Origin of the sequence: Streptomyces sp. NPDC002935 (genome assembly GCF_040611295.1) — a bacterium.
Lineage (GTDB): Bacteria > Actinomycetota > Actinomycetes > Streptomycetales > Streptomycetaceae > Streptomyces.
Genome location: NZ_JBEXNW010000028.1, coordinates 97,055 through 122,456 on the forward strand (window position 1 = coordinate 97,055; position 25,402 = coordinate 122,456).

Here is a 25,402-nt window from a genome sequence, read left to right on the forward strand (position 1 = left end):
GCAGTGGGCCGGAATGGTCAAGACTTCGATCCCTTTTGGATCCCGTTCGGAAAGGTGCTGGACGACGGCGGACGCCCGGACGGAGAGTGGCGGACATGAGCGATCACTCCGATGTGCCTGTCGCAGCCCATGAGCCGCCCTACTACGTCGCCGTGTTCACCTCCGCGCGGAGGGAGGACGACGCCGGGTACGGGGAGACCGCCGAGCGGATGGAGGAACTGGTGCGGGAGATCCCGGGCTACCTCGGGATGGATCACGCGCGGACGCCGGGCGGACTGGCCATCACCGTCGGGTACTTCCGGGACGAGGACGCCATCAAGGAGTGGAGCGCGCACGCCGAACACCGGGCGGCACAGAAGCGCGGCCGGGCCGATTGGTACGAGCGGTACACCCTGCACGTCGCCAAGGTCGAGCGGAGCCATGGGTTCGAGCGTGCCCGCGGCTGAGCGGGAGGGCGCGGACGGCGCCGGGGAGACGCGCGGCCGGGCCCACCAGGAGGCGCGCGGCGAGGCGCGGGAAGTGCGGGGGTTCTGGGAGGGGCTCGGGCTGCCCGGACTCGTCGACGTCCACACGCACTTCATGCCCGAGCGGGTGCTGCGAAAGGTCTGGGACTACTTCGACGGGCTCGGTGAGCTCACCGGCGGCGTCGAGTGGCCGATCACCTATCGCGCGGACGAGGACGAACGGCTCGCGCTGATCAGGGAGTTCGGGGTGCGCGCCTTCACGGCGATGCTCTACCCGCACAAGGCCGGCATGGCCGAGTGGCTCAACTCCTGGGCCGTCGACTTCGCCGACCGGACCCCGGACTGCCTGCACACGTCCACCCTCTTCCCCGAGCCGGGCGTCGAGCGGTACGTGCGCGAGGCGGTGGAGGCGGGCACGCGCGTCTTCAAGGCGCATGTGCAGGTGGGGGCGTACGACCCGGGCGACGAACTCCTCGATCCGGCCTGGGGGTTGCTCGCCGAGGCGGGCATTCCCGTGGTGATCCACTGCGGATCGGGGCCCTCGCCCGGCAAGCACACCGGGCCGGGACCGGTTGCGGCCGTCCTCGGCCGGCATCCCCGGCTGCGGTTCGTCTTCGCGCACATGGGGATGCCCGAGTACGAGGACTTCCTCCGTCTCGCCGAGCGGTACGACGAGGTCCGGCTCGACACGACCATGGCGTTCACGGACTTCAGCGAGCGGCTCGCGCCGTTTCCGCCGGAGCTGCTGCCCCGGCTCGCGGACCTCGGCGACCGGGTCCTCCTCGGCACCGACTTCCCGAACATCCCGTACCCGTACGTCCACCAGTTGCGCGCGCTGGAACGGCTCGGGCTGGGGGACGACTGGCTGCGGGCGGTCTGCTACGAGAACGGCGCACGCCTCTTCGGCCGCCGCTGACGCCGACGGGGGTGGGCCCCGGCTCGCACCGCCGGCTCGGGCCCTGCCCGGGAACGGGAACCGCGTGATCTTCCCAGGAGTTCCCTGAGAGGTACCTGTGCGTTTCTCAGGGAAATCACAGGTTGTGGAAAGGATGCTCTCAGCGGCGCCCACCAAGGTGTCCGCTATGACCACGACCTCGCCCCAGGGGCGCACCGAACTGCTGAGGCCGGACGGGAGCCCCGTCCGGGTGCTTGTGGTGGACGACGAGCTGTCGATCACCGAGCTGCTGTCCATGGCCCTTCGTTACGAGGGCTGGCAGATCCGCAGCGCGGGTGACGGGACGGGCGCGATGCAGACCGCGCGCGAGTTCCGGCCCGACGCCGTCGTTCTCGACATGATGCTGCCGGACATGGACGGGCTGACGGTGCTCGGCCGGCTCCGCCGGGAGCTGCCCGATGTCCCGGTGCTGTTCCTGACGGCGAAGGACGCGGTCGAGGACCGGATCGCGGGACTCACGGCCGGTGGCGACGACTACGTCACCAAGCCGTTCAGCCTGGAGGAGGTCGTGGCCCGGCTGCGCGGTCTCATCCGGCGTTCGGGCGCCGCCGACCGGCGGTCCGAATCCGTGCTCGTCGTCGGGGACCTGACCCTGGACGAGGACAGTCACGAGGTGTCGCGGGGCGGTGACAACATCCACCTCACCGCGACCGAGTTCGAGCTGCTGCGCTTCCTGATGCGCAATCCGCGCCGGGTGCTGAGCAAGGCGCAGATACTCGACCGTGTGTGGTCGTACGACTTCGGTGGGCAGGCCAATGTGGTCGAGCTCTACATCTCGTATCTGCGGCGCAAGATCGACGCCGGGCGTGAGCCGATGATCCACACCCGGCGTGGGGCCGGATATCTGATCAAGCCCGCCGTGTCATGAGCGGACGACGACGGACGCGAGCGCAGAAGAGGCGAGGACAGCCGCGCACCCTGCGGACGCGGCTCGTCGTCGCTTCCGTGGCGCTGATCGCCGTCGTGTGCGCGGTGATCGGCACCGTGACCACGATCGCGTTGCGCGAGCACCTTTACCACCAGCTGGACGAGAACGTGGCCGAGGCGTCGATGCGCGCGGCGGGCGGCCCGGTGGGCGGCCCGTCCGGCGGCGGGGCCCTGCCGCCCCCGATCGAGGACGGCATCGTCAAGGATCCCCTGGAGTTCGTCACCCGGGGGCAGGACATGGGCGCCATCGGCGCGATCGTGAAGAACGGCGAGGTCACCAAAGGCGTCGTCAGCGTGGGGAAGAAGGACTCCAGCGGGGTCAAGCAACCCACCATGGTCCAGCTCAGCGACAGCCAGCTGGCCGTCCTCGCCTCCGTCGCGAAGGACAAGCACCCGCACACCGTGGACATCCCCGGCAGGGGTGAGTACCGCGTGAAGTACCAGGAGGGCAGGAACGGCGCCTTCTACGTGGCGCTCCCGACCGGCGACGTCACCAATACCCTCACCACGTTGATCTACGTCGAGATCAGTGTCACCGGCGCCGGTCTCCTGGCAGCCTCCCTTGCCGGCGCGGCCATCGTGACGCTCGCCCTGCGCCCCCTGCGCAAGGTCGCCGCGACCGCCACCCGCGTCTCCGAACTCCCCCTGCACACCGGCGAGGTCACCCTCTACGAGCGTGTCCCGGAGTCTGAGTCCGATCCGCACACCGAGGTCGGGCAGGTCGGGGCGGCCCTCAACCGCATGCTCGACCACATCCACGGGGCGCTGCACGCGCGGCAGCAGAGCGAGATGCGCGTACGGCAGTTCGTCGCGGACGCCAGTCATGAGCTGCGCACGCCGCTGGCGTCGATCCGTGGGTACGCCGAGCTGACCCGACGCGGCCGGGAGGAGACCGGGCCCGACACCCGGCATGCCCTCGGACGGATCGAGTCCGAGGCCAGCCGGATGACGGGGCTGGTGGAGGATCTGCTGCTGCTCGCGCGGCTCGACGCCGGGCGGCCGTTGCAGTACGAGCAGACCGATCTCGTACCCCTGGTGATCGATGCCGTGAGCGACGCGCGGGCCGCCGGGCGCGATCACAACTGGCGGCTCGAACTGCCCGAGGAGCCCGCGCTGGTGTCGGCGGACGCCGCGCGCCTGCAGCAGGTCATGGTCAATCTCTTCGCGAACGCGCGCACGCACACCCCACCGGGGACGACCGTCACCGCGCGGGTGCACCGGCACGGGCCGTGGCTGTGCGTGGACGTCCAGGACGACGGACCCGGTATTCCGGCCGATCTGCTGCCGCGTGTCTTCGAGCGCTTCGCGCGAGGCGACTCGTCGCGTTCCCGTTCCTCCGGCTCGACCGGTCTCGGGCTCGCCATTGTGCAGGCCGTAGCGGCCGCGCACGGGGGCGCGGTGACCGTGGACAGCCTCCCCGGCAGGACGGTGTTCACCCTGCATCTGCCCGCGCTTGTCCTCGAAACATCCTGGCAATCGCACTCACAGGCACAGCACAGCGCCACCACATGGGTGCAACAGGGGGTTTGACGAGAGTCGTTCCCATGCGAACCGACTCTTCTCCCGGCAACCTGCCGGCGCGGGAGCACCTCCCGGCCGGAGACGCCGGTACGCCTGTCCTGGACGTAGTGATCCCCGTCTACAACGAGGAGAAGGACCTCCAGCCATGTGTGCTCAGACTCCACGAGCACCTCAAGCGCACGTTCCCGTACGCGTTCCGCATCACGGTCGCGGACAACGCGTCGACGGACACCACCCCTCAGGTGGCGGCGCGGCTGGCGGCACACATCCCGGAGGTCACGTCCTTCCGGCTGGAGCAGAAAGGCCGCGGCCGGGCGCTGCGGACCGTGTGGTCGGCGTCCGACGCGCCGGTCCTCGCGTACATGGACGTGGACCTGTCCACCGACCTGAACGCGCTGCTGCCGCTGGTGGCCCCGCTGATCTCCGGTCACTCGGACCTCGCGATCGGCTCGCGGCTGTCCCGCTCCTCGCGCGTGGTGCGCGGTGCCAAGCGGGAGTTCATCAGCCGCACGTACAACCTGATCCTGCGCGGTTCGCTCCAGGCCCGCTTCTCGGACGCGCAGTGCGGCTTCAAGGCGATCCGTCGTGACGTCGCCCAGGTGCTGCTGCCCCTGATCGAGGACACCGGCTGGTTCTTCGACACCGAGATGCTGGTGCTGGCCGAGCGGGCCGGGCTGCGCATCCACGAGGTGCCGGTCGACTGGGTCGACGACCCGGACTCGACCGTCCACATCGTGAAGACCGCGACGGACGACCTCAAGGGGGTGTGGCGGGTGGGACGCGCTCTCGCCACCGGCTCGCTGTCGCTCGACCGGCTCGCCCGGCCCTTCGGGGACGACCCGCGCGACCGCGAACTGACCGACGTACCCAAGGGCCTGGCCCGCCAGCTCGTCGGCTTCTGTGTCGTGGGCGGACTGTCCACGCTCTTCTATCTGCTGCTCTACAGCGGCTTCCGCTCCATCTCGGGGTCGCAGGTCGCCAACGCGCTCGCGCTGCTCGTGTCGGCGGTCGCCAACACGGCGGCCAACCGGCGGCTGACCTTCGGCGTACGCGGCCGGGGCGGCGCCGTCCGGCACCAGGCGCAGGGCCTCGTCGTCTTCGCCATCGGCCTCGCCCTGACCAGCGGCTCCCTCGCCGCCCTGAACGCGGCGACCAGCGAGCCCTCGCACTCCACCGAGCTGGCGGTCCTGATCGCCGCCAACCTCGCGGCGACCGTGCTGCGCTTCCTGCTCTTCCGGGCCTGGGTCTTCCCGGACCGACCGGGCGAGACACCATCGCCGTCCCCGGTGGTGGCCTCGCACCAGCCGGCTCCGCCGGTCCACCCGACGGCCGTACGGCAGGGCGTGGACGCGTATCCGCCGCTGCCGCAGCGTCCGACGGCGCCCTCGTCCCCGTACGACACCGCCCCGTTCCGCGCCGGTGATGCCGCGGACCGCTCCTGGGGGGACTCGACCATGCAGTTGCAGGCGGTGCGCCCGCACGATCACGATCCGAGGAACGCGCGATGACGACGCAGCCCGATACGAGCACTGATACGAGTACCGAGACGAGTACGAGCCGTCCGGTGGGCGCGAGTCCCGCCGTCGGCGCCGGTCACGCCTGGGGGCCGCCCGCCTCGACGCTCCCTCCGGAGCCGGTCCCGCCCACGGCGGCGCCCGCGTCCGGTGAGCCCCAGCAGCCCTTCTTCCGGCGGGCCTGGAGAGGCCGGCCCGAGGACCCGCGCTGGGCGCGCCCCGCCCTGCTCGGTCTGCTGCTCGCCACCGCGGTGCTGTACCTGTACAACCTGAGCGCCTCCGGGTACGCCAACTCCTTCTACTCCGCGGCCGTGCAGGCCGGCAGCCAGAGCTGGAAGGCCTTCTTCTTCGGCTCGCTCGACTCGGCCAACGCCATCACCGTCGACAAGCCCCCGGCCTCACTGTGGCCGATGGCCCTGGCGGTACGGATCTTCGGTCTCAGCTCCTGGGCGATCCTCGTCCCCGAGGTGCTGATGGGCGTGGCCACGGTCGGCGTCCTGTACGCGGCCGTACGTCGCCGGTTCAGCCCGGCGGCAGGTCTGATCGCGGGCGCGGTGTTCGCGCTCACTCCCGTCGCCGCGCTGATGTTCCGGTTCAACAACCCGGACGCGATGCTCGCGCTGCTCATGACCGTCACGGTCTACTGCGTGATCCGCGGGCTGGAGGACGGCCGGACGAAGTGGCTGGTCTGGGCGGGCGTCGCGGTCGGCTTCGCCTTCCTCGCCAAGACGCTCCAGGCCTTCCTGATCCTGCCTCCGCTGGCCGTGCTGTACGCGGTCTGCGCGCCGGTGAAGGCTCGGAAGCGGTTCGCGCAGCTGGGCCTCTCGGCGGTCGCGATGGTCGGCGCCGGGGGCTGGTGGGTCGCGGTCGTCGAACTGTGGCCCGCGTCCTCCCGCCCGTACATCGGCGGCTCGCAGAACAACTCCTTCCTGGAGCTGACCTTCGGCTACAACGGCCTCGGCCGTATCAACGGCGACGAGACCGGCAGCGTCGGCGGCGGTGGCGGCGCGGGCGGCACCGGGCAGTGGGGCGAGACCGGCTGGGACCGGATGTTCAACTCCGAGATCGGCAGCCAGATCTCGTGGCTGCTCCCGGCGGCGCTGATCCTGCTGGTGGCCGGCATCGTCCTCACCTGGAAGGCGAATCGGACCGACCTGGCCCGTGGTTCCTTCCTGGCTTGGGGCGGCGCGCTGCTGATGACCACGCTCGTCTTCAGCTACATGGCCGGCATCTTCCACCAGTACTACACGGTGGCCCTGGCCCCCTACATCGCCGCCGTGGTCGGCATGGGTGTGACGGTGCTGTGGGAGGAGCGGGGCAAGGTGTGGACGTCGCTCACCCTCGCCGGTGCGGTCACCGCGTCCGCGGTCTGGGGATACGTCCTGCTCAATCGCACCTCCGACTACCTGCCGTGGCTCAAGTGGCTGGTCCTCGTCGGCGGTCTGACCGGCGCGCTCGGCCTGATCTTCGTGGCCAGGCTGGGCCGGCAACTCGCCCTCGCGGCGGTCGGGTTGAGCTTCGTGGCTGCCATCGCCGGTCCGACGGCCTACACGCTGTCCACGGTGGACTCCGGACACACCGGCTCCATCGTGACGGCCGGTCCGTCCGGGGCCAGCATGATGGGCGGCCGGGGCGGCGGTCCCGGCGGCGGCGGTGGCATGCGGGGCGGTTTCCCCGGTGGCGGCCAGAACCAGCAGAACGGCAACGGCACCCCGCAGAACGGGCAGCAGGGCGGCGGAACGGGCCAGCCTCCGACGGGCGGCACCGGTGGCTTCCCCGGGCAGAACCAGCAGGGCAACGGCACCACCCAGGGCCAGAACCAGCAGGGCGGCATGCCCGGCGGCGGTACGGGTGAAGGCGGCATGGGCGGCGGTGGCGGGGCCGGAGGACTGCTGAGCGGCGCGACCGTCAGCTCCAAGGCCAAGACGCTGCTGTCGAAGAACGCGGACGCCTACACCTGGGCGGCGGCGGCCGTCGGCTCCCAGAACTCCGCGAGCTACCAACTGGCCACCGGCAAGCCGGTGATGGCGATCGGCGGCTTCAACGGCACCGACCCGTCCCCGACCCTGGCCCAGTTCAAGAAGTACGTGACGGACGGCAGGATCCACTACTTCATCTCGGGCGGCGGCATGGGCGGCGGAAACTCCGCAACCACCTCCAGCTCCTCGCAGATCAGCTCGTGGGTCGCGGCCAACTTCAAGAAGGTGACGGTGGGTTCGGCCACCTTCTACGACCTGACGCAGCCGACGAGCGGCAGCTGACGGCCGGAGCCGACAGACGGCTGACCGAGGGTCCGGCAGACGGGCGGTGGCCCGGGGCGAACACGCCCCGGGCCACCGCCTTTTCGTGCCGCCCAGAGCCGTGCGCCCAGTGCCGAGTCGAGAGCCGTGCCGCCCCGAGCCGTGCCGCCCGGAGAGCCAGGGCGCCCGGAATCGCTGACGGGCGGCGGCGTTGCTGCGGCGGGCGGAGAGGGCAGACTCCGCGGTGGTGGTCTCCGTATGACGGTTCCGAGGAGGGTGCGCCATGGTGAGGACAGCCGACAGGGCCGAGCGGCCGGCGCGGACCAGTGTCTGGCTGGAGGGCAAGGCACCCCGGCGTGGGACGGCGGCCCGGGGCGGCGGCCAGCCGTCCGGGCTCGACCGGGAGCGGATCACCGAGGCCACGGTGCGGTTGCTCGACGCGGAGGGTCTGGCGAAGTTCTCCATGCGGCGGCTGGCGGCGGAGCTGAACGTCACGGCGATGTCCGTGTACTGGTACGTCGACACCAAGGACGATCTGCTGGAGCTCGCGCTCGACGCCGTGTTCGGTGAACTGGAGCTGCCGGACGCCGAGCCGGGGGAGGCCTGGCGGGATCAGCTGCGGGGGCTTGCCGTCGGCTACCGGGCGCTGCTGGTGCGCCACCCGTGGGTGTCGCCGCTCATCGGGAACTTCCTGAACATCGGGCCGCATTCCATGGCGTTCTCGTTGCGTGTGCAGGAGGTGATCCGGAACACCGGGCTGCCGCCGCACGGGCGGATGGGGGCGATGTCGGCGGTGTTCCAGTTCGTGTACGGGTTCGGGACGATCGAGGGGCACTTCGTTCAGCGCTGCGCCTCGGCGGGGATGTCGCAGGACGAGTACTTCCGGCAGGCCATGAGCACCATCAGCGAACAGCCGCAGTTCGCGGCGAACGTCGAGAGCGCGGCGGGTCTGATGGAGGCGCGGGGTGGGGACACCGTGTCGGAGATGCGGGAGCGGGACTTCTCGTTCGCGCTGGAGACGCTGGTCGCGGGGATCGAGGCGATGGTGGCGCGGGGCTGAGCCCCGCGCCGGGGTCCGGCCTCTTCGGCGCCCGGGTGGGTGGGTCGAGGGCGAAGATCCAGCCCCTCCGGCGTTTGAGGAGCGGGGTCTGGGGCGGAGCCCCAGGTACGGGAAGGGTAGGGGCGGCGGGGGCGAAAGAAGGTTGTGCCGGACCCCGTCAGTCCTGGGGGGCCAGGTGGGCCGGGAACCCGCCGGTGGCGACCGGGCTCCAGCGGGTCGGGGTGACGCGGATGATCGACTTGGCCTGCTTGCGCATGGCTTCGCGGTACTCGTCCCAGTCGGGGTGCTCCCCGGCGATGTTCCGGTAGTACTCGACGAGAGGCTCGACGGAGTCCGGGGAGTCGAGGACCTCGGCGGTGCCGTCGATCTGGACCCAGGGGCCGTTCCACTCGTCGCTGAGGACGATGAGGCTGACCCGTTCGTCCCGCTTGGCGTTGCGGGTCTTGGCGCGCTCCGGGTACGTCGAGACGACGATCCGGCCCGAGTCGTCGACACCGCAGGTCAGCGGGGAGCCCTGGGGGCCGCCGTCGGCACGGCGGGTGAGCAGCACGGCCCGGTGCCGGGGGCGTACGAAGTCCAGCAACTCGTCCAGGGAGACAGAGGTGTTCGTCGCGATGTCGGGTGCCATGCGATCAGCCTAGGCCGCGTGCCCCGGAGCCGCCCGCGGACTGGGCCGGTGGGCGGCACCGACCTCCGACGGAGCGGCTAAAGTTCTGTTCGTCCTGTGCTCGCAGTCAGGAATGTGCTGCGGAGCTCTCCTGCGTATGGCCGTATGGCCGTGCATGCCGAAGAGGTTCGTGGTGGCTGCGTCCGAGTTTTCTGAATTGCCCCGTTGTGCTACGGGTTTTGAGCTGGCCGATTCCCTGATGGTCGCCGCGCAGCAGTTGCACGAGACGTCGAGTCCCCACAGCATCCTGCGCACCGCCGTCCGGCTGGCCGTGTGCATCCTGCCCGGTGCCGAGCACGCGGGGATCTCCGTCATCGAGCACGAGGCCCACCGGCAGACCCTGGCCTGGACGGACGAGGTCGTCCGCTCCGCCGACGCCCTGACCGCGGGCCGCGAGCAACATCCGTACTGGAGCCGGCTGTGGACCGCGCCGGTGGCGCGCATCGAGGACAGCGCCTCGGCGGACGGTGACGGGGAGCTCGCGCTGTCGGGCCTCGGGCTGCGCTCGGTGCTGTCGTTGCGGTTGCGGGCCGACCGGCGCCGGCTGACCGTCCTGACGGCGTACGCGCGAAGACCCCGCGCCTTCGACGAGTCGGCGACCCGGATCGGGCGGCTGTTCACGGCGCACGTCAGCATCGCGCTGGACTCGGCGACCATGCGCGAACAGCTCACCGAGGCGATGCGCACCCGGGATCTGATCGGGCAGGCCACGGGCATCCTCATGGAGCGGCTCGACATCGACGCGTCCGAGGCCTTCGACCGTCTCGTACGGACCTCCCAGCGGGAGAACACCAAGCTCCGTGACCTGGCCCGACGGATCGTGGACGCCAGTGAGGGTGACCAGGGCGGTAGGGCGATCAGGGGGGAGTAGGGGGAGTAGGGCGAGCGGGGCGAGTCAGGAGAGTCGGTCGGGTGAGCCGTGCTCACGCTGTCGGCAGCGACTCCCCCTGGACCGCCTGGATGTCCAGCTCCACCTTCACGGTCGTCCCGATGGCGGAGATGCCCGCCTGGACGACCTGGTTGTAGTGCATGGCGAAGTCCTCGCGGTGGAGTTCGGCGGTCGCGCGGAACGCGGCGCGGGTGCCGCCCCAGGGATCGGCGCCGGTGCCGAGGTAGGCGAGGTCGAGGTCGACGGGACGGACGACGCCGTGCAGGGTGAGCTCGCCGTGCACGGTCCAGCGGTCGGGACCGGCGGGGCTCAGGTCCGTCGAGCGGTAGGTGATGTGGGGGTACGTCTCGATGTCCAGGAAGTCCGGCGACCTCAGGTGTCCGTCGCGCATGCCGTTTCCGGTGTCGATGGAGGCGGCCGTGATCGTCGCCTCGACCCGGGACTTCGCGACGTCGTCGGCAGCGATCTCGACGCGGCCCGCGAAGTCCGTGAAGCGGCCGTGCACGCTGGAGATGCCCAGGTGCTGGGCGACCGCGCCGATGGAGGAGTGCGCCGGGTCGATGGTCCACGGTCCCGGCGGGGGCAGCTCGGTGCCGCCCTGACGGGCCAGCGTCACCTGGCCGACCTCGGCGCGCCCTGCCGCCGTGACGATCGCGCCGGCCGCGACGGGCGCGTAGCCGAGCGCGGTCACGATCACCGTGTACGCGCCGGGGGCGAGGCTCGTGGTGTCGTGCACGGCTCCGTCGGTGTCCGCCTCGGCCCGCAGCACCTGCGCCCCGGTCGCGTCGGTCACCGTGACGACCGCGTGCGACACGGCCCATCCGTCCCGGGTACGGATCTTCGCGGTCAGTCCCATGGCAGTAACTCCTTGCGATGAAGCAATGAAGACCGGCCCGTGGGGGCGCACCTCCGCTCAGAGTGCGCGCTTCCCCACGGGCCGGGGCTCGGACTACTCGCCGGGGTGGGCGAGTTCGATGTCGTGGTCGTCCACGCCACGGCCGCCGACGGTCAGCGCGGTCGCCATCGGCGGATAGCCCGCCGCGATGACGGTGTACTCGCCGCCGTCCAGATCGGTGAAGGCGTACGCCCCGTCGCTGCCGGTCCTGGCCGTGCCGACCACGTTTCCGGCCGCGTCCACGAGCGTCACGCGGGCGTCCGACAGGGGGCCGTGCGGCGCCTTCACGACGCCCTGGACCTGGGCGCCCGCGTCGAGGTCGACCTCGATCCGGGTGACCCCGGTACCGCCGACCTCGACGGGCAGGGCCCGTGGCCGGTGACCCGCGGCGTTCACCGCGACCGTCACGACGCCGGGCACCAGCTCGGCGAACGCGAACTCGCCCTGCTCACCGGTGGTCCCGGTGGCCAGCACATCGCCGCGGACGTCGGTCACGATCACCATCGCGTCCTTGACCGGGTTACCGCCCTCGGCGGCCCGCACGACACCGCTCAGCCCGCTCGTGCCGCTCAGCAGGATGTCGTACGCGAGCGGCTCGTCGTTCACGACGATCGTCGAGGCCTGCGGCTGGAAGCCGTCGGCGGAGGCGATCAGGACGTAGGAGCCCGCACCGGGCGCGTCCACCGCGTAGGAGCCGTCGGCCTGTGCGACCGAGCGGCCGAGTTGCCGTCCCGCCGCTGAGATCAGCGTGACCGCGGCCTGCGGCACGGGCGTGCTCTCGGTGCCGCGGACCTGACCGTGCACGGTGATGCCGCCGGAAGGGGGCCGCGGGGCGCCCTCCCGCGTCGCGGTGGCGACGGCGGCGAGCGGCTGCGTGCTCTCGGGGCCCGCCTCGGTGGTGGCGACGACGGCCGGGGCGAGGGTCGCGGCGGCCGCGGCTTCGACGGCCTCGGCGACGGGAGCCTCGGTGACCGGTGCCCCGGACTTCTCCGCGGCGGCCTGCGCCATCGCGCCGGACGTCCGCAGCGGGACCTCCTTGATGAACAGCACGATGAGGAAGGCGATCAGCGCCATGCCGGCGGCGATCAGGAAGACGTCCGCGATGCCGTGCCCGTACGCGCTCTCCATCACGGTACGCAGCGGCGCGGGCAGCTTGTCCATGTCCGGGATGCTGGAGCTGGAGTCCGAACCGGAGCCCAGGGCCGCGTACTTGGGGCCGAGGTCGGTCAGTCCGTCCTTCACGTAGTCGGTGATCCGGTTGGCCATGACCGCGCCGAGCGCGGAGACGCCGATCGCACCGCCGAGGGAACGGAAGAACGTCACCGTGGAACTGGCCGAGCCGAGGTCGGCCGGGGCCACCTGGTTCTGCGTGGAGAGCACCAGGTTCTGCATCATCATGCCGATGCCGAGGCCCAGCAGCGTCATGAAGACCGCGATGTGCCAGTAGTCCGTGTCGTAGCGGATCGTGCCGAGGAGGCCGAGACCCGCGGTGACCAGGAAGCCACCCGCGACCAGCCAGTACTTCCACCGTCCGGTCTTGGTGATGACCTGGCCGGAGACGGTGGAGGAGATGAACAGGCCGGCGATCATCGGGATCGTCATGACACCCGACATCGTCGGGGACTTGTCCCGGGCCAGCTGGAAGTACTGGCTGAAGAAGACGGTGCCGGTGAACATCGCGACACCCACGAAGAGCGACGCGAGGGAGGAGAGGGTGATGGTGCGGTTGCGGAACAGCCGCAGCGGGATGATCGGCTCGCTCGCCCTGGACTCGACCAGCACGAACAGCAGGCCGAGCAGGATCGCGCCGCCGACCATCGTGTACGTCTGCCACGAGACCCAGTCGTACTTGTCACCCGCGAAGGTGACCCAGAGCAGCAGCAGCGAGACCGCGGCGGAGATGAAGAACGCGCCGCCCCAGTCGACCTTCACGTCCCGCTTCACGACGGGCAGGTGCAGGGTCTTCTGCAGCACGATCAGCGCGATGATCGCGAACGGCACACCGACGTAGAAGCACCAGCGCCAGCCGAGCCACGAGGTGTCGGTGATGACACCGCCGAGCAGCGGGCCGCCGACGGTTGCGACGGCGAACGTCGCACCCAGGTAGCCGGAGTAGCGCCCGCGCTCACGCGGGGAGATCATCGCGGCCATCACGATCTGCGCGAGGGCGGACAGACCGCCGACGCCGATGCCCTGCACGACACGGCAGGCGATCAGCATGCCGGCGTTCTGCGAGAGACCGGCGGCCGCCGATCCCAGCACATAGATGATGAGCGCTAGCTGGACGAGCGCCTTCTTGCTGTACAGGTCGGACAGCTTGCCCCACAGGGGCGTGGCCGCGGTCATGGAGAGCAGCGCCGCGGTGACGACCCAGGTGTACGCGGACTGGCCGCCTCCCAGGTCGCCGATGATCTCGGGGAGCGCGTTGGAGACGATCGTCGACGACAGGATCGCGACGAACATGCCGAGCAGCAGCCCGGAGAGCGCCTCCATGATCTGCCGGTGAGTCATCGGAGCACCGTCGGCGGCGCCTCCGTGCTTGGCGTGAGAGCCCCGCACACCGGCTGGTGTGGTCGTTGCCATGGGCTTCCTTTTCTTACGTACTTACACGGGTGTACGGGTGGTCGGTTCTGATACGTCTGTCGCATACGGGGGAGGGTGCGCGGGCGTCCGCTGCGGGGAGCGGCAGTCGCCGAAGCTCTCGCGCAGCCGGCCCATCAGCTCGATGAGCAGTCCGACCTCGTCGTCGGACCAGTGGCTCAGCCGGTCGGCGAGCAGCCGCGACGTGCGCAGGGAGAGCTCGTCGAGCTGCTCCTGGCCGGCGTCGGTGAGGCGCAGGATGCGTGAGCGCTTGTCGGCCGGGTCGGGGGACCGCTCTATCCAGCCCCGGTCGGCGACATGCGCGACATGGCGGCTGGTCACCGACATGTCCACGGAGAGCAGCTCCGCGAGCCTGCTCATCCGCATCTCGCCGTACCGGCCGAGCAGCGTGAGCACGGCAGCGGAGCCTCCGGGGCAGTCGGACGGCAGGATCCGTCCCATGTCCCTCTTCACGGCACCGATGGCACTGAGCTGACGAGCCAGTTCCTCGTACTGCGCCTGCTCGGCCATCGCACCTCCCCTGTTCGTTGCTTGGGGCAACCATAAAAGCAGTTGGTTGCCGCAGGCAAATGAGTTGGGGGCTTGAGGGCTAAAAACTTGGCAAAGGCAAGCATTGGCGAACGTAAACTTGCAGGTGGGGAATGGGAGGCGGGGGTCGGTGTGGCGGCTGGTCGCGCGTTCGCTGTGCTGCCGATGGCCGATGGCCGATGGCCGGGGGTGCGGGGCTACGGGTGATGGTCGGCGTCGAGGCGGTGATGGCCGGCGTGAAGGTGCGTCGCGGTCGGCTGAAGGTGCGTCGCGATCGGTGTGAAGGTGCGTCGCGATCGGCGTGAAGGTGCGTCGTGATCGATGTGAAGACCCGTCGGGATCGGTCTGAAGGGGAACCCGGCACTTGGGCGGTCCCCGCGTATTCGCTAGGGTCCTGGCCTATGGCAAACACCCAGGGCCCCGAGGGCAACTACGACCCCGCGGGCAGCACCCAGATGTTCCGTGCGTTCGTCGACGAGGCCCCCCAGGGCCGGCAGCAGCAGGCGGCCGCTCCGGCGGGTCCCCGCGTGGGCCTGATCGTCGGCGTCGTCCTCGCCGTCGCGGTCGTCGCCGCGGTGGCCTGGCTCGCGTTCATGTGACCGGGTAGGGCCACGCCTGCTTCCGGGGCAGGCCCTACTTCCACTGGCCGGACACGTCCCGCGTCTCGATGTGCATGCCCAGCGGCACCCGCCACGCGTCGACGCACACCGTCCAGGTCCTGCTCTTCTTCGCGCCGGCGGCGATCGGCGCGGGGAGGGCCTCGGTTGACCCGATCGTCGCCCAGTCGATCCCGAGCGACCCGATGATGTGCGTCCCGAACGTCACCGTGCCCGAACGCACCGCCGTACCACCGGTGTTGCGGAACGAGACGGTCACCTTCTCGCACCACCGCCGATCGGCGGCCGCACGCGAGGTGTCGCTCACGCTGAGCACGGCGGGCCCTGTGCCGACCGTCGACCCGGGCGCGGGCGGCGCGGAGGACTGCCCCGAACTCCCGCCCGTACGACCCGAGTCGCCGCCGGAAGATGAAGCGGACCCGCCACCGCCGCCGGTCCCCACGCCGCCCGGACCGCCCGCGCCAGCCCCTGTACCCCCCGAGCCACCGCCACGGGTCGCCGCGCCATCCGGGTCACCGGTGCCGTCGCCCGAGGGCGAGCCCGGATCGGTGGTCGACGCCGCTGCCCCTGGACCGGAACTCCCCTTGTCCCCGGGGTCGTTGGAGCCGTCCGTATCCTTCGCGCCGCGCAGCGGCACCAGGGACACCTCGCCCGAAGGAGCCGCCACCGCGCCCGACGGCCGTGGAGAGCCACCCGCCGCCCCGACGGCGACATACCCGCCGCCACTCCCGTCGCTCCCGCACGCGGCCAGCGCTCCGCCCAGACACAGCACAGCCGCCGAGGCACCCACCAGGGCACCTCGGCGACCACGTATCGACTCGTGACGCATCGCGCCAGTGTGGCTGACGATCCGTCAATTATGAACCCCGCGTGGGGCGGTCAGTCGGAGATGAGGCCTTCCCGCAGCTGGGCCAGGGTGCGGGTGAGGAGACGGGAGACGTGCATCTGTGAGATGCCGACCTCCTCGCCGATCTGCGACTGGGTCATGTTCGCGAAGAAGCGGAGCATGATGATCCGGCGCTCGCGGGGCGGCAGCTTGGCGAGCAGCGGCTTGAGCGACTCGCGGTACTCCACGCCCTCCAGTGCGGTGTCCTCATAGCCGAGGCGGTCCGCGAGGGAGCCCTCGCCGCCGTCGTCCTCGGGGGCGGGCGAGTCGAGCGACGACGCCGTGTACGCGTTGCCGACGGCGAGGCCGTCGACCACGTCCTCCTCGGACACCCCGAGGACGGTGGCGAGTTCGGCGACCGTCGGAGAACGGTCGAGCTTCTGCGAGAGCTCGTCGCTGGCCTTGGTGAGGGCGAGCCGCAGCTCCTGGAGGCGGCGCGGGACGCGGACCGACCAGGAGGTGTCACGGAAGAACCGCTTGATCTCACCGACGACCGTCGGCATCGCGAAGGTCGGGAACTCGACGCCGCGTTCGCAGTCGAAGCGGTCGATCGCCTTGATCAGGCCGATGGTGCCGACCTGGACGATGTCTTCCATCGGCTCGTTGCGGGAGCGGAAGCGGGCCGCCGCGTACCGGACGAGCGGGAGGTTGAGCTCGATGAGGGTGTCCCGGACGTAGGCACGCTCCGGGCTGTTCTCGGCGAGTGCGGCGAGCCGCAGGAAGAGGGAGCGGGACAGGGTGCGGGTGTCGATGGCGCCGGAGGACTCGGGAGCCCGAACGGCTACCGGGGCTTCGGCGGCAGGGACATCGTGAAGCGCGGCGTGCGCCTCGGGCGCTGCGTCGCTCTTCGTGAGCGTGAGCACCTTCGAGCTGCCCTGGTCTGCGGACATGCCACCCCCTTTGGGTCGCGGACGGTCGCGGCAGTCGCTCCCGTCGGAGGAACGCAGCCTCCACCTGAATACCGGAGGCGAGGCCGCGGCAAACGCGCTTCCGGCAGAATGTCACATGTCGGCAACACGCTGTAGAGACTTGTCGACATGTAGAGGGTGGATCAGCCCTGGAAAAGGGGGGTCTGACGCTCTTTCAGCGCTGAACTGCCAGAAAAAGCAACCTTGAGCGATTCGCTCTTTCCGGTTACGCCTCGATCCTGTTTGCGGATCGAAGACGCGCGAAGCTGCGGGCGAGGAGCCTTGACACATGCATCTGGGAGACTCCCAGTTCGGCGCTGATTTGTGACTGGGTGAGGTTGCTGTAGTAGCGGAGCAGCAGGATCCGCTGCTCGCGTTCGGGCAGTTGTACGAGCAAATGCCGTACGAGGTCGCGGTGTTCGACTCCGTCGAGCGCGGGGTCCTCGTAACCGAGCCGGTCGAGCAGTCCCGGCAGCCCGTCACCCTCCTGGGCCGCTTCGAGGGAGGTCGCGTGGTACGACCGTCCCGCCTCGATGCAGGAGAGCACCTCCTCCTCGGTGATGCGCAGCCGTTCGGCGATCTCCGCGGTGGTGGGCGAGCGCCCGAAGGCGGTCGTCAGGTCCTCGGTCGCGCTGTTCACCTGCACCCACAGCTCGTGCAGCCGGCGCGGCACGTGGACGGTGCGAACGTTGTCACGGAAGTACCGCTTGATCTCGCCGACGACCGTCGGCATCGCGAAGGTCGGGAACTGCACGCCACGGTCCGGGTCGAAGCGGTCGATGGCGTTGATCAAGCCGATGGTGCCGACCTGGACCACGTCCTCCATCGGCTCGTTGCGGGAGCGGAAGCGGGCCGCCGCGTACCGGACGAGCGGGAGGTTCGCCTCGATGAGGGCGCCGCGGACCCGGTTGTGCTCGGGAGTGCCCGGCTGCAGCACCTTGAGCTCGCCGAAGAGCACCTGTGTGAGGGCCCGGGTGTCGGCACCGCGGCGCCGCTCCGGAGCGACCTCCTGGACGACCTCCTGGATCGGTGCGGTCGGTGCGGTCGGCGTGGTGGCGGGCGCCGGGCTCGGCGTGCGGTCCGGTGCGGTGTGCGGCGCGGGGCTCGTCGAGGCGCTCGGGGCGGCGGTCGGTGCCGTGGTCTGTGCCGGGGGTGAGGGCGGGGCCGGGGCGGGGGCCGGGGCAGGCGTGAGGGCCGGTGCCTGGGCCTTGGCCGGGGCTTCCTCCTGGGGCGGCGCAGTACTGGCCGACACGGTCAACGCCACCTCTTTGTTCGTCAACGATCCGTCGACGTATCCGTCAACTCATCCGTCAAAAGCGGTCATAGCATCACAAGACATGTGCACTGTGTGCAAGCACCGCATAACGCCGTGTTGGAGGTGAGTTGGAGGTGAGTTGGGGCGTAAGACGCCAAAAACCCCTGACCGGTTGCGGTCAGGGGCTCCGGAAGCGAATGCGATCAAGAATGGTCAGAACGGGTAGTCGGCGATCACCCAAGTGGCGAACTCCCGCCAGATCGCGACACCGGCCTGGTGTGCCGGGTGCTCCAGGTAACGCTTGAGGGCGTCGGTGTCGTCGACGGCGGAGTTGATCGCGAAGTCGTACGCGACGGGCCGGTCGGTGATGTTCCAGTCGCACTCCCAGAACCGCAGCTCGGGGATCTGGTCGCCGAGCGCGCGGAAGGCGGCGACGCCTTCGACGACGCGTGGCTCGTCACGCCGGACACCGTCGTTGAGTTTGAAGAGGACCAGATGGCGGATCACGGACACTCCCTGGTGGTGCGGTTCTTTGCTCGGTCGCGGCCGTGCGCGGCCACTCCCGCTCGGTGCCGGGCGCGCTGAATCCCTGCCGCGCGGGCGTCGGCGCCGGGCGTCAGTTCTGGGCCCCGTCGGCGATCCAGCTCATGAAGTCGCCGATCGCCTGAGCGGCGCTCGATATGCCCTCGAACCCTATCTGGACGTAATCGGCGGCCTTGGCCGGATCCGTGATGATCACGTAGAGCACGAAGACCACGAGCACATAGATGGCGATCTTCTTCGAATTCACCGCCATGGCGGCCTCCCTATGAGTGCTGCGCCCGGTGGGCCCCCAGTTGCCGGCGGTGAGTGTAACCTTCACGCCGCTTTTAAGGACCAACGGCCCGCTGGTCGAGGCCTTTTGCCGGGCCGCACCGGCGCTCCCGCGGTCAAGGATGGAAGGGCCCCGGCGGACTGGTCAGGAGTCCACGGGGCCTGGAGGGACCCCACTGCGGGGTCCTCGCCGCAGGCTTCCCCCCGAGACGGCGGCGTGGACTTGAGGGTCCTTCCCATCGGGGGAGGCGGTCGTCCCCCCGGCGTGCCGCTTCCCCCGTCCTCTGTGGGAGCGGAGAACCCCTCGGGTACGGAAGAGCCCCGGCGACTGAGCGGCGCCGGGGCTCTTCCGTACCCGGGGTCCGTACCCGGGTATGGACCCCGGGTCCTTCCGTACTCGCGGCCTTTGCGTACCCAGGGCTCGTCGGCACCCAAGGCTTCACGGAATCCCTGCCCCGGAACGCACGAAGGGCCCCGTCTTTCGACGGGGCCCTTCAGAAGCGGTAGCGGAGGGATTTGAACCCTCGGTGACTTGCGCCACACTCGCTTTCGAGGCGAGCTCCTTCGGCCGCTCGGACACGCTACCGAGGGAGACCCTACCCCAAGGTGGGCCATGGTCTGAAATCCGTTTCGGCGGCCCCGGACCTTCCGCGCGGGACGCGCGCCGACGGCGCCCCGGCACTGGTCCGGCGCCGATCCGGTGCTCGTCCGGTGCGGGGTCAGCGGTCGCGGAAGAAGTCGGTGAGCAGCGCGGCGGACTCCTCGGCGAGGACGCCCTCGATCACCTCGGGCCGGTGGTTGAGCCGCCGGTCGCGGACGACGTCCCAGACGGAGCCGGTCGCGCCCGCCTTCTCGTCGCGGGCGCCGTACACCACCCGCTCGACACGGGACTGCACGAGCGCGCCCGCGCACATCGTGCAGGGCTCCAGGGTGACGACGAGCGTGCAGCCGGAGAGCCGCCACTCACCGAGTCTGGCGGCGGCCCTGCGCAGCGCGAGGACCTCGGCGTGCGCCGTCGGGTCGCCGGTGGCCTCACGTTCGTTGTGTCCGGCCGCGAGCACGGTCGTACCGTCCGGGGACAGCACGACGGCACCGACGGGAACGTCCCCGCCCTGAACGGCCAGCCGTGCCTCGTCCAGAGCGAGCCGCATCGGGGCGCGCCAGCGATCACGTACGGGATCGGGCGGCCGAGGGACGGGGTGGGGGGTGCTCACCAGGGGAACCTAGCGGAACCCGGGACCCGCCGCGCGAGCCGTCGCCCCGGCAGCGGGTGAGCTGTCTCCGGGACGCGGGCCGGCCCACTGTCTCCAGTGCGCCGGCGTCGTCCCGGGACTGTTCCGCCGTCCCGGGAGCGGGAAGCGGAGACCCGGCCCACTGGTCGAGGGCCGGCTCGCCGGTACGGGGGCTGGGCCCGCGGTTCGGCGGGGGCTGGGCCCCACCGTTCCGGGGCCTAGCGGACGGTCTCCAGGACCTCTGCCGCTCCCAGCGACTCGGCGATCGTGTTGAGCGCGTCGCCTTCGTCCAGGGCCAGCAGTTCCCTCTCGCTCACTCCGAGGTCCGCGAGGATGTAGCGGTCCCCGACGGGGCTGTGCGACACGGCGTCGCCGGACACACTCCCCTGCTCCTCGTCGTCGTCCTCGGAGTCCCCGGGCTCACCGTCCTCCGTGCCGTCCAGGTCGAGGGAGTCCAGGTCGGCGTCGTCGTCGCCCGGCTCCCGTCCTAGTAGTTCGTCCGTGAGCAGGATCTCGCCGTACGAGCTGCGGGCAGCCGCGGCGGCGTCCGAGACGTAGATACGAGGATCCTCCTCGCCGTCCACGCGGACGACGCCGAACCAGGCGTCCTCCTGCTCGATGAGTACGAGCACCGTGTCCTCGTCCGAGACTTCACGGGCCAGGTCGGTCAGATCCGACAGGGTTTCCACATCGTCGAGCTCTGTATCGCTCGCTTCCCACCCGTCTTCGGTGCGCGCGAGCAGTGCGGCGAAGTACACCGTGACTCTCCCACTGGTCATAGGCGTGCCGGTTGGGGTTCCCCCCGGCGGAGGCTGTGGGCGGGGAGTGCTGCTCCGAGCCCCGCCCACTCGGAATCGTGGCAGAAACAGAGCGTTCAGGGGACGTCTTCGGCCTGCTGTGTCTGCCTCTTTTGATCGCTAACAGCGGATCGTACGCGGCTGCCCGCGCCGCGTAAGCACGTCCTGGCCCGACACGTCCACCACACGGCCCTTTGTGTTGCGGGTGCGGCGCCCTGTCGCACGGCGGCCGGGCAGCCGGTTTCCCGCGGCACGCCACCGATGGCGACGCGGGCGTGCCGCCGACCTCCTCGTGGGCGTGGGGCGACGGAGGTGTCGTGTGCCGACGATTTCCCATGGGCGTGGCGGCACCGGCCGTGTGGGTGTGCCGGTGATTTTCCTGGTGGGCGCGTCGGCCGCGGCGATGCGCGTGCCGGCGAGTCACCGACGGGCGTGGCGACCGGCGGTGCGGGCGGGCCACCGGTCCGGCGTCGGCGTGACGGCGGCCCGCGGTGCGCGGGACGGCCGCCGAGACGGGGGCGGACTACCAGCGGAAGGTGCGCATACGCATGGCGTGGCGCAGCCGGGCGGTCTTGGCCCGGCGGGGCTGGACCCGGTCGCGCAGCTCGCGTGCCTCGGTCAGGTCGCGCAGGAACTGGGCCCGTCGCCTCCTGCGTTCGGCGTCGCTCTCCAGCCGCTCGGAGGACTCCTCGTCCGGGTTCCGCATTGGCACACCACCCCAGGTCCGTCCCTCCCACCTTCCCTCTGATGGGCGGTTTGATGCCAGCGGACGGGTGATGCCGGGCGGCGGGCCTTGCCGGGCGGGGCAGTGGCGGGCGGCGGTGGCCCGGCTACTGTTGTGGACATGCGTCTCCACGTCGTCGACCACCCTCTGGTCGCCCATAAGCTCACCACCCTGCGCGACCGGCGCACCGACTCCGCGACCTTCCGGCGGCTCGCCGACGAGCTGGTCACCCTGCTCGCCTACGAGGCCACCCGCGACGTACGCACGGAGCAGGTCGACATCGTCACGCCGGTCTCCCCGACCACGGGCGTCAAGCTCTCCTACCCGCGCCCGCTCGTCGTGCCGATCCTGCGCGCGGGCCTCGGCATGCTCGACGGAATGGTCCGGCTGCTGCCGACCGCCGAGGTGGGCTTCCTGGGCATGGTGCGCGACGAGGAGACGCTGCAGGCCTCCACGTACGCCACCCGGATGCCGGACGACCTCTCCGGCCGTCAGGTGTACGTCCTCGACCCGATGCTGGCCACCGGCGGCACGCTCGTCGCCGCGATCCAGGAGCTGATCAAGCGCGGCGCCGACGACGTCACCGCCGTGGTCCTTCTCGCCGCGCCCGAGGGCGTCGAGGTCATGGAGCGCGAGCTGGCGGGCACGCCGGTCACCGTCGTCACGGCCTCGATCGACGAGCGCCTGAACGAGCACGGCTACATCGTGCCGGGTCTCGGCGACGCCGGGGACCGGATGTACGGGGCCGCCGAGTAACTCCGGAGCGCTTCCGGACCTGGTGCGGAGCGATTTCGGAACCGCTCCGGACCGAGTCCGGAGTCAGCAGCTCTTCTTCGAGGTGGAGGGCGTCGGCTGGGGCTGAGCCAGGACGGTCAGCGCCTTGACGGCGTCCTCCTTCTTCGTCAGCGCCTTGAAACCGGTGCCGATGATGAGGTCGACCGTCGTGGCCTTCGCGCGGCCGTCGGTCTTCAGCTCGGCGCCGGAGAGCTGGGTGTTGAGGACGGTGAGCGCGGCCTGGTCGGCGGCCTTGGCGCCGAGCAATATCCCGGCACCCGCGACCTTCTTGTCGTACGCGGCCGTCGCGTTGCCCACGTCGCCGATCTTGAAGCCGCGTTTCTTCAGCTCGTCCGCCGTCTCCTTGGCGAGCCCGCTGCGGGGCGTCGCGTTGAGGACGTTCACGGTGATCTGGCCGGGCTCGGGCAGGGCGGCCGCGAGCCGGGCGGCCGCCGCGGAGGCCTTCGCGGCGGGCGTGACCTTCGACGCGCAGTCGGACTTGGCGCCCGCGGCCGTGGCCTTGCCACCGCCGGTGTAGACGTCGATGAGCTGCAGGGATCCCCATCCGATCAGCCCGAGTCCGGTGACGGAGGCGACGACGAGGAACGCGAGCCTGCGCCGTCCACGGGGTCGGCGCATCCGCGGGTACTTGTCCCCCGTGATCCGGTACTGGCCACCCATGCCAGGGGGAGTAAGCATGCTCATGGGCGCAGCGTAGTGCGCCGAGACGCCAATGCCTACTAGATGATCATTGCCCGGCGTTCAGTTCAACCCATTGGGGTCAAGCCGTGGTCATTAGTCCAGTTCAAGGACGCGTGCGTGCAGCACCTGGCGCTGCTGGAGCGCGGCGCGGACGGCGCGGTGCAGGCCGTCCTCCAGGTACAGGTCGCCCTGCCACTTGACGACGTGCGCGAAGAGGTCGCCGTAGAAGGTGGAGTCCTCGGCGAGGAGGGTCTCCAGGTCCAGTTGGCCCTTGGTCGTCACGAGCTGATCGAGGCGGACCGGGCGCGGCGCGACGTCCGCCCACTGCCGGGTGCTTTCCCGGCCGTGGTCGGGGTACGGCCGGCCGTTTCCGATGCGCTTGAAGATCACACGGAAAGCCTACCGGTCAAGACCTTCCGGGCGCAGCCATGGCGACGGAGTGCGACGCTGGAAAAGATGTCGTAAATCCTTGCAAATCGGGAACAGGGGTCTGACCTGAGTGACAGCGAGACCATGTCGTCGGCTGCCGCCGGGACCGTTCCCGAGCGGGTGGTCGGTGCTCCCGCGCTCCCGCGGGAAGCCCTGGAGATCGCCTCCGGGTACGCCTTCGCCGGTCCCGCCCTCGATCTCGGCGCGCTGATCTGGGACGGGACGTGCCTGTCCGACGCGCAGATCCGCATTCCGCTGCCGATGCTCAACCGGCACGGCCTGGTCGCGGGCGCCACCGGCACCGGCAAGACCAAGACGCTCCAGCTCATCGCCGAGCAGCTGTCGGCGCAGGGTGTCCCCGTCTTCCTCGCCGACATCAAGGGTGACGTCTCCGGGATCTCGGCACCGGGCGAGCCCGGAACGAAGGTCCAGGAGCGAGCCCGGGAGGTCCACCAGGAGTGGACACCGGGCGGCTGCCCGGCCGAGTTCTACGCGCTCGGCGGCCTCGGCATTCCCGTACGGGCCACGGTCAACAGCTTCGGACCGGTGCTGCTGTCCAAGGTGCTCCAGCTCAACCGGACCCAGGAGCAGTCGCTCGGCCTGATCTTCCACTACGCCGACCAGAAGGGCCTGGAGCTGGTCGACCTCTTGGACCTGCGCGCGGTCGTCGCCTTTCTGACCTCGGACGAGGGCAAGCAGGAACTGAAGGGGATCGGCGGGCTGTCCACCGCGACGGCGGGCGTCATCCTGCGCTCCCTGACGGCCTTCGAGGCGCAGGGCATGAGCCCCTTCTTCGGGGAACCGGAGTTCGACACGAGCGAGCTGACGCGTACCGTGCCGGACGGCCGGGGTGTGGTGTCGGTCCTGGAACTGCCCGCCGTGCAGGACAGACCGCAGCTCTTCTCGACGTTCCTGATGTGGCTGCTCGCCGATCTCTTCCACGACCTTCCCGAGGTCGGCGACGCCGACAAGCCGAAGCTCGTCTTCTTCTTCGACGAGGCCCATCTGCTCTTCAGCGACGCGTCGAAGGCCTTCCTGGACTCGATCACGCAGACCGTCCGGCTCATTCGCTCGAAAGGAGTCGGCGTCTTCTTCGTGACACAGACGCCGAAGGACGTCCCCGCGGATGTCCTGGCCCAGCTCGGCAACCTAGACCAGGGCTCAGGAGGAGGGCGGCCGCCCCACCCGGGGCGGCCGCCCTTTGTCGTCCGCGGTCAGCCGCGTGAGGTTTCCGGGGGTGTGCCCGGTCGCCGTTCGTCCGGGCCGGGGTGAGGCACAGGGCGAGGCACGGGGCGGGGGTTCGGTTCGGGGGAGTTGTCGCGTGCGGCCTCGGCGCGCAGGAGGGCGCGGAGAACCGCGTACGGGTCGCTGGGCATGGGTGTGTCCTGTCCTTGTGTTCGCTGGTGAGTGACCGGTGGCCTGTTGGGGCGGAGAAGGCCGGGTCTGTCAGCAGCGCAGGACCACGCAGCGGAGCGTGTGCAGGGTGGGGGCGACGGGCGAGGGCGCCGGTGCGGCGGACCTGGGTGCTAGTACGACGTGAGGCTGGTCCCCCGGGATTCCCGCGGCGGGACGCGGTGGGGCGAGGGGGCGGTGTCCCTGGCGCGTCGGTGGACGCAGGGCCGTGTCGAGCAGGTCGTGCTCCGCGGCGCCCTCGGCGGAGCCGGTGACCGCGGTGGCGGCCGGCGCGGTGAACCCTTCCGGGTGCGGGCCTGTCGCGAGCAGCGCGACGACGAGCACCACGAGGATCCGGAGCCACGGGCCGCCCGTCGGACGAGGGTGCGGGTGGTGCCGGGCGGAGCTCATGAGCGTCTTGTCCCACCGAAGGCGGGTGGCTCACCGTGTCGGAGGGGAGATACGCCCTGTTGGCGTAGGGCTGGGGCTTGTGGGCTTGTGGGTGCGGGTCCGGTGGGTGGGTCGGGGCCGTGCCGGTACATCCCCGTCCGTCGCCGCTGGATCAGACGTGGGCTACCTGTGCGAACTGCTGCTCGATCCGAACGTAAGCGA

The 25,402-nt window shown here is 70.6% G+C and carries 25 protein-coding genes, 1 tRNA gene and 1 pseudogene; 11 read left to right on the top strand and 16 right to left on the bottom strand.

Features of this window, described 5'->3' with window-relative positions:
* The first annotated feature begins 95 nt into the window (after positions 1 to 95).
* The 7 genes from ABZX90_RS31185 (at position 96) to ABZX90_RS31215 (ending at position 8,681) form a co-directional block, all read left to right on the top strand.
* Positions 96 to 446: an antibiotic biosynthesis monooxygenase gene (locus tag ABZX90_RS31185; protein ID WP_355210358.1), complete on the top strand. Its 351-nt coding sequence runs from the start codon at positions 96 to 98 to the stop codon at positions 444 to 446.
* The gene (locus tag ABZX90_RS31190; protein ID WP_355210361.1) at positions 421 to 1,380 is read left to right on the top strand and encodes an amidohydrolase family protein; all 960 of its coding nucleotides are present in this window, start codon (positions 421 to 423) and stop codon (positions 1,378 to 1,380) included. Before ABZX90_RS31185 ends, ABZX90_RS31190 begins: the two co-directional genes overlap by 26 nt.
* A 166-nt stretch (positions 1,381 to 1,546) precedes the next feature.
* Positions 1,547 to 2,287: a response regulator transcription factor gene (locus tag ABZX90_RS31195; protein WP_351132161.1), complete on the top strand. Its 741-nt coding sequence runs from the start codon at positions 1,547 to 1,549 to the stop codon at positions 2,285 to 2,287.
* Positions 2,284 to 3,876 carry a HAMP domain-containing sensor histidine kinase gene (locus tag ABZX90_RS31200; RefSeq protein ID WP_355210364.1) on the top strand — a complete coding sequence of 531 codons (1,593 nt, stop codon included), beginning with the start codon at positions 2,284 to 2,286 and terminating at the stop codon, positions 3,874 to 3,876. The genes ABZX90_RS31195 and ABZX90_RS31200 overlap by 4 nt, the downstream gene beginning before the upstream one ends.
* A 14-nt stretch (positions 3,877 to 3,890) precedes the next feature.
* Positions 3,891 to 5,375 carry a glycosyltransferase gene (locus tag ABZX90_RS31205; protein WP_351132157.1) on the top strand — a complete coding sequence of 495 codons (1,485 nt, stop codon included), beginning with the start codon at positions 3,891 to 3,893 and terminating at the stop codon, positions 5,373 to 5,375.
* Positions 5,372 to 7,642: a glycosyltransferase family 39 protein gene (locus ABZX90_RS31210; protein ID WP_355210367.1), complete on the top strand. Its 2,271-nt coding sequence runs from the start codon at positions 5,372 to 5,374 to the stop codon at positions 7,640 to 7,642. Before ABZX90_RS31205 ends, ABZX90_RS31210 begins: the two co-directional genes overlap by 4 nt.
* Before the next feature lie 262 nt (positions 7,643 to 7,904).
* Positions 7,905 to 8,681, top strand: coding sequence for a TetR/AcrR family transcriptional regulator C-terminal domain-containing protein (locus tag ABZX90_RS31215; RefSeq protein ID WP_351132153.1), 777 nt, complete (start codon positions 7,905 to 7,907; stop codon positions 8,679 to 8,681).
* A 157-nt stretch (positions 8,682 to 8,838) separates the two neighbouring features.
* On the opposite strand, the gene ABZX90_RS31220 is transcribed toward ABZX90_RS31215, so the two are convergent.
* Positions 8,839 to 9,309: a PPOX class F420-dependent oxidoreductase gene (locus ABZX90_RS31220; RefSeq protein ID WP_351132151.1), complete on the bottom strand. Its 471-nt coding sequence runs from the start codon at positions 9,307 to 9,309 to the stop codon at positions 8,839 to 8,841.
* 154 nt (positions 9,310 to 9,463) lie between these two features.
* Between ABZX90_RS31220 and ABZX90_RS31225 the strand changes: the two genes are divergently transcribed.
* The gene (locus ABZX90_RS31225; RefSeq protein ID WP_355210371.1) at positions 9,464 to 10,219 is read left to right on the top strand and encodes an ANTAR domain-containing protein; all 756 of its coding nucleotides are present in this window, start codon (positions 9,464 to 9,466) and stop codon (positions 10,217 to 10,219) included.
* Positions 10,220 to 10,271: 52 nt separating this feature from the next.
* Here ABZX90_RS31225 and ABZX90_RS31230 read toward each other — a convergent pair whose 3' ends face one another.
* From ABZX90_RS31230 to ABZX90_RS31240, 3 genes are all read right to left on the bottom strand, one after another.
* Positions 10,272 to 11,093, bottom strand: a complete 822-nt coding sequence (locus ABZX90_RS31230) for a YceI family protein (RefSeq protein WP_355210374.1) — start codon at positions 11,091 to 11,093, stop codon at positions 10,272 to 10,274.
* 93 nt (positions 11,094 to 11,186) lie between these two features.
* Positions 11,187 to 13,715 carry an MFS transporter gene (locus ABZX90_RS31235; RefSeq protein ID WP_355210377.1) on the bottom strand — a complete coding sequence of 843 codons (2,529 nt, stop codon included), beginning with the start codon at positions 13,713 to 13,715 and terminating at the stop codon, positions 11,187 to 11,189.
* A gap of 21 nt (positions 13,716 to 13,736) precedes the next feature.
* Positions 13,737 to 14,243 carry a MarR family transcriptional regulator gene (locus ABZX90_RS31240; protein WP_351132145.1) on the bottom strand — a complete coding sequence of 169 codons (507 nt, stop codon included), beginning with the start codon at positions 14,241 to 14,243 and terminating at the stop codon, positions 13,737 to 13,739.
* Between the two features lie 419 nt (positions 14,244 to 14,662).
* Between ABZX90_RS31240 and ABZX90_RS31245 the strand changes: the two genes are divergently transcribed.
* Positions 14,663 to 14,860, top strand: a complete 198-nt coding sequence (locus tag ABZX90_RS31245; RefSeq protein WP_037615166.1) for a hypothetical protein — start codon at positions 14,663 to 14,665, stop codon at positions 14,858 to 14,860.
* A 34-nt stretch (positions 14,861 to 14,894) separates the two neighbouring features.
* On the opposite strand, the gene ABZX90_RS31250 is transcribed toward ABZX90_RS31245, so the two are convergent.
* The 9 genes from ABZX90_RS31250 to ABZX90_RS31290 all read right to left on the bottom strand — a co-directional run bounded on the left by ABZX90_RS31250 (position 14,895) and on the right by ABZX90_RS31290 (position 21,475).
* Positions 14,895 to 15,185: a hypothetical protein gene (locus ABZX90_RS31250; RefSeq protein WP_355210381.1), complete on the bottom strand. Its 291-nt coding sequence runs from the start codon at positions 15,183 to 15,185 to the stop codon at positions 14,895 to 14,897.
* Positions 15,186 to 15,757: 572 nt separating this feature from the next.
* Positions 15,758 to 16,654, bottom strand: coding sequence for an RNA polymerase sigma factor SigF (locus ABZX90_RS31255; protein WP_351132141.1), 897 nt, complete (start codon positions 16,652 to 16,654; stop codon positions 15,758 to 15,760).
* 244 nt (positions 16,655 to 16,898) lie between these two features.
* Positions 16,899 to 17,930 carry an RNA polymerase sigma factor SigF gene (locus ABZX90_RS31260; protein WP_355210405.1) on the bottom strand — a complete coding sequence of 344 codons (1,032 nt, stop codon included), beginning with the start codon at positions 17,928 to 17,930 and terminating at the stop codon, positions 16,899 to 16,901.
* Between the two features lie 210 nt (positions 17,931 to 18,140).
* Entirely contained in the window at positions 18,141 to 18,434 is a 294-nt protein-coding gene (locus ABZX90_RS31265; RefSeq protein WP_351132137.1) for a Dabb family protein, read from the bottom strand.
* 109 nt (positions 18,435 to 18,543) lie between these two features.
* Positions 18,544 to 18,723, bottom strand: a complete 180-nt coding sequence (locus tag ABZX90_RS31270) for a hypothetical protein (protein WP_351132135.1) — start codon at positions 18,721 to 18,723, stop codon at positions 18,544 to 18,546.
* Between the two features lie 518 nt (positions 18,724 to 19,241).
* Positions 19,242 to 19,326 (bottom strand) — tRNA-Ser (locus ABZX90_RS31275).
* 133 nt (positions 19,327 to 19,459) lie between these two features.
* Positions 19,460 to 19,891 (bottom strand): tRNA adenosine(34) deaminase TadA, encoded by a 432-nt coding sequence (gene tadA / locus ABZX90_RS31280; RefSeq protein WP_351132256.1) that lies wholly within the window; start codon positions 19,889 to 19,891, stop codon positions 19,460 to 19,462.
* Between the two features lie 299 nt (positions 19,892 to 20,190).
* A complete protein-coding gene (locus tag ABZX90_RS31285; RefSeq protein ID WP_351132254.1) occupies positions 20,191 to 20,730 on the bottom strand; it encodes a hypothetical protein in 540 nt (179 codons plus the stop codon).
* Positions 20,731 to 21,292: 562 nt separating this feature from the next.
* Entirely contained in the window at positions 21,293 to 21,475 is a 183-nt protein-coding gene (locus ABZX90_RS31290; RefSeq protein WP_355210386.1) for a hypothetical protein, read from the bottom strand.
* 138 nt (positions 21,476 to 21,613) lie between these two features.
* Between ABZX90_RS31290 and upp the strand changes: the two genes are divergently transcribed.
* On the top strand, positions 21,614 to 22,249 hold the full coding sequence (gene upp / locus ABZX90_RS31295) for a uracil phosphoribosyltransferase (RefSeq protein WP_351132133.1): 636 nt from the start codon (positions 21,614 to 21,616) through the stop codon (positions 22,247 to 22,249).
* 63 nt (positions 22,250 to 22,312) lie between these two features.
* On the opposite strand, the gene ABZX90_RS31300 is transcribed toward upp, so the two are convergent.
* Both ABZX90_RS31300 and ABZX90_RS31305 read right to left on the bottom strand, forming a co-directional pair.
* Positions 22,313 to 22,948: a LytR C-terminal domain-containing protein gene (locus ABZX90_RS31300; protein WP_351132252.1), complete on the bottom strand. Its 636-nt coding sequence runs from the start codon at positions 22,946 to 22,948 to the stop codon at positions 22,313 to 22,315.
* A 114-nt stretch (positions 22,949 to 23,062) separates the two neighbouring features.
* A complete protein-coding gene (locus ABZX90_RS31305; protein WP_003999914.1) occupies positions 23,063 to 23,359 on the bottom strand; it encodes a type II toxin-antitoxin system VapB family antitoxin in 297 nt (98 codons plus the stop codon).
* Positions 23,360 to 23,482: 123 nt separating this feature from the next.
* Here ABZX90_RS31305 and ABZX90_RS31310 point away from each other — a divergent pair.
* Positions 23,483 to 24,547, top strand: a pseudogene (locus ABZX90_RS31310) (helicase HerA-like domain-containing protein); the annotation flags it as partial.
* Positions 24,548 to 24,844: 297 nt separating this feature from the next.
* Here ABZX90_RS31310 and ABZX90_RS31315 read toward each other — a convergent pair.
* Entirely contained in the window at positions 24,845 to 25,201 is a 357-nt protein-coding gene (locus tag ABZX90_RS31315) for a hypothetical protein (protein WP_355210389.1), read from the bottom strand.
* Positions 25,202 to 25,402: the final 201 nt, after the last annotated feature.

What these genes read in the sequence shown, in the direction of transcription:
- ABZX90_RS31220 (WP_351132151.1), bottom strand. Translation starts at nt 9,309, where the DNA reads ATGGCACCCGACATCGCGACGAACACCTCTGTCTCCCTGGACGAGTTG.
- ABZX90_RS31210 (WP_355210367.1), top strand. Translation starts at nt 5,372, where the DNA reads ATGACGACGCAGCCCGATACGAGCACTGATACGAGTACCGAGACGAGT.
- ABZX90_RS31200 (WP_355210364.1), top strand. Translation starts at nt 2,284, where the DNA reads ATGAGCGGACGACGACGGACGCGAGCGCAGAAGAGGCGAGGACAGCCG.
- ABZX90_RS31185 (WP_355210358.1), top strand. Translation starts at nt 96, where the DNA reads ATGAGCGATCACTCCGATGTGCCTGTCGCAGCCCATGAGCCGCCCTAC.
- ABZX90_RS31215 (WP_351132153.1), top strand. Translation starts at nt 7,905, where the DNA reads ATGGTGAGGACAGCCGACAGGGCCGAGCGGCCGGCGCGGACCAGTGTC.
- ABZX90_RS31190 (WP_355210361.1), top strand. Translation starts at nt 421, where the DNA reads ATGGGTTCGAGCGTGCCCGCGGCTGAGCGGGAGGGCGCGGACGGCGCC.
- ABZX90_RS31240 (WP_351132145.1), bottom strand. Translation starts at nt 14,243, where the DNA reads ATGGCCGAGCAGGCGCAGTACGAGGAACTGGCTCGTCAGCTCAGTGCC.
- ABZX90_RS31225 (WP_355210371.1), top strand. Translation starts at nt 9,464, where the DNA reads ATGCCGAAGAGGTTCGTGGTGGCTGCGTCCGAGTTTTCTGAATTGCCC.
- ABZX90_RS31205 (WP_351132157.1), top strand. Translation starts at nt 3,891, where the DNA reads ATGCGAACCGACTCTTCTCCCGGCAACCTGCCGGCGCGGGAGCACCTC.
- ABZX90_RS31315 (WP_355210389.1), bottom strand. Translation starts at nt 25,201, where the DNA reads ATGAGCTCCGCCCGGCACCACCCGCACCCTCGTCCGACGGGCGGCCCG.
- upp (WP_351132133.1), top strand. Translation starts at nt 21,614, where the DNA reads ATGCGTCTCCACGTCGTCGACCACCCTCTGGTCGCCCATAAGCTCACC.
- ABZX90_RS31290 (WP_355210386.1), bottom strand. Translation starts at nt 21,475, where the DNA reads ATGCGGAACCCGGACGAGGAGTCCTCCGAGCGGCTGGAGAGCGACGCC.
- ABZX90_RS31300 (WP_351132252.1), bottom strand. Translation starts at nt 22,948, where the DNA reads ATGGGTGGCCAGTACCGGATCACGGGGGACAAGTACCCGCGGATGCGC.
- ABZX90_RS31235 (WP_355210377.1), bottom strand. Translation starts at nt 13,715, where the DNA reads ATGGCAACGACCACACCAGCCGGTGTGCGGGGCTCTCACGCCAAGCAC.
- ABZX90_RS31255 (WP_351132141.1), bottom strand. Translation starts at nt 16,654, where the DNA reads ATGTCCGCAGACCAGGGCAGCTCGAAGGTGCTCACGCTCACGAAGAGC.
- ABZX90_RS31230 (WP_355210374.1), bottom strand. Translation starts at nt 11,093, where the DNA reads ATGGGACTGACCGCGAAGATCCGTACCCGGGACGGATGGGCCGTGTCG.
- ABZX90_RS31245 (WP_037615166.1), top strand. Translation starts at nt 14,663, where the DNA reads ATGGCAAACACCCAGGGCCCCGAGGGCAACTACGACCCCGCGGGCAGC.
- ABZX90_RS31195 (WP_351132161.1), top strand. Translation starts at nt 1,547, where the DNA reads ATGACCACGACCTCGCCCCAGGGGCGCACCGAACTGCTGAGGCCGGAC.
- tadA (WP_351132256.1), bottom strand. Translation starts at nt 19,891, where the DNA reads ATGCGGCTCGCTCTGGACGAGGCACGGCTGGCCGTTCAGGGCGGGGAC.
- ABZX90_RS31270 (WP_351132135.1), bottom strand. Translation starts at nt 18,723, where the DNA reads ATGGCGGTGAATTCGAAGAAGATCGCCATCTATGTGCTCGTGGTCTTC.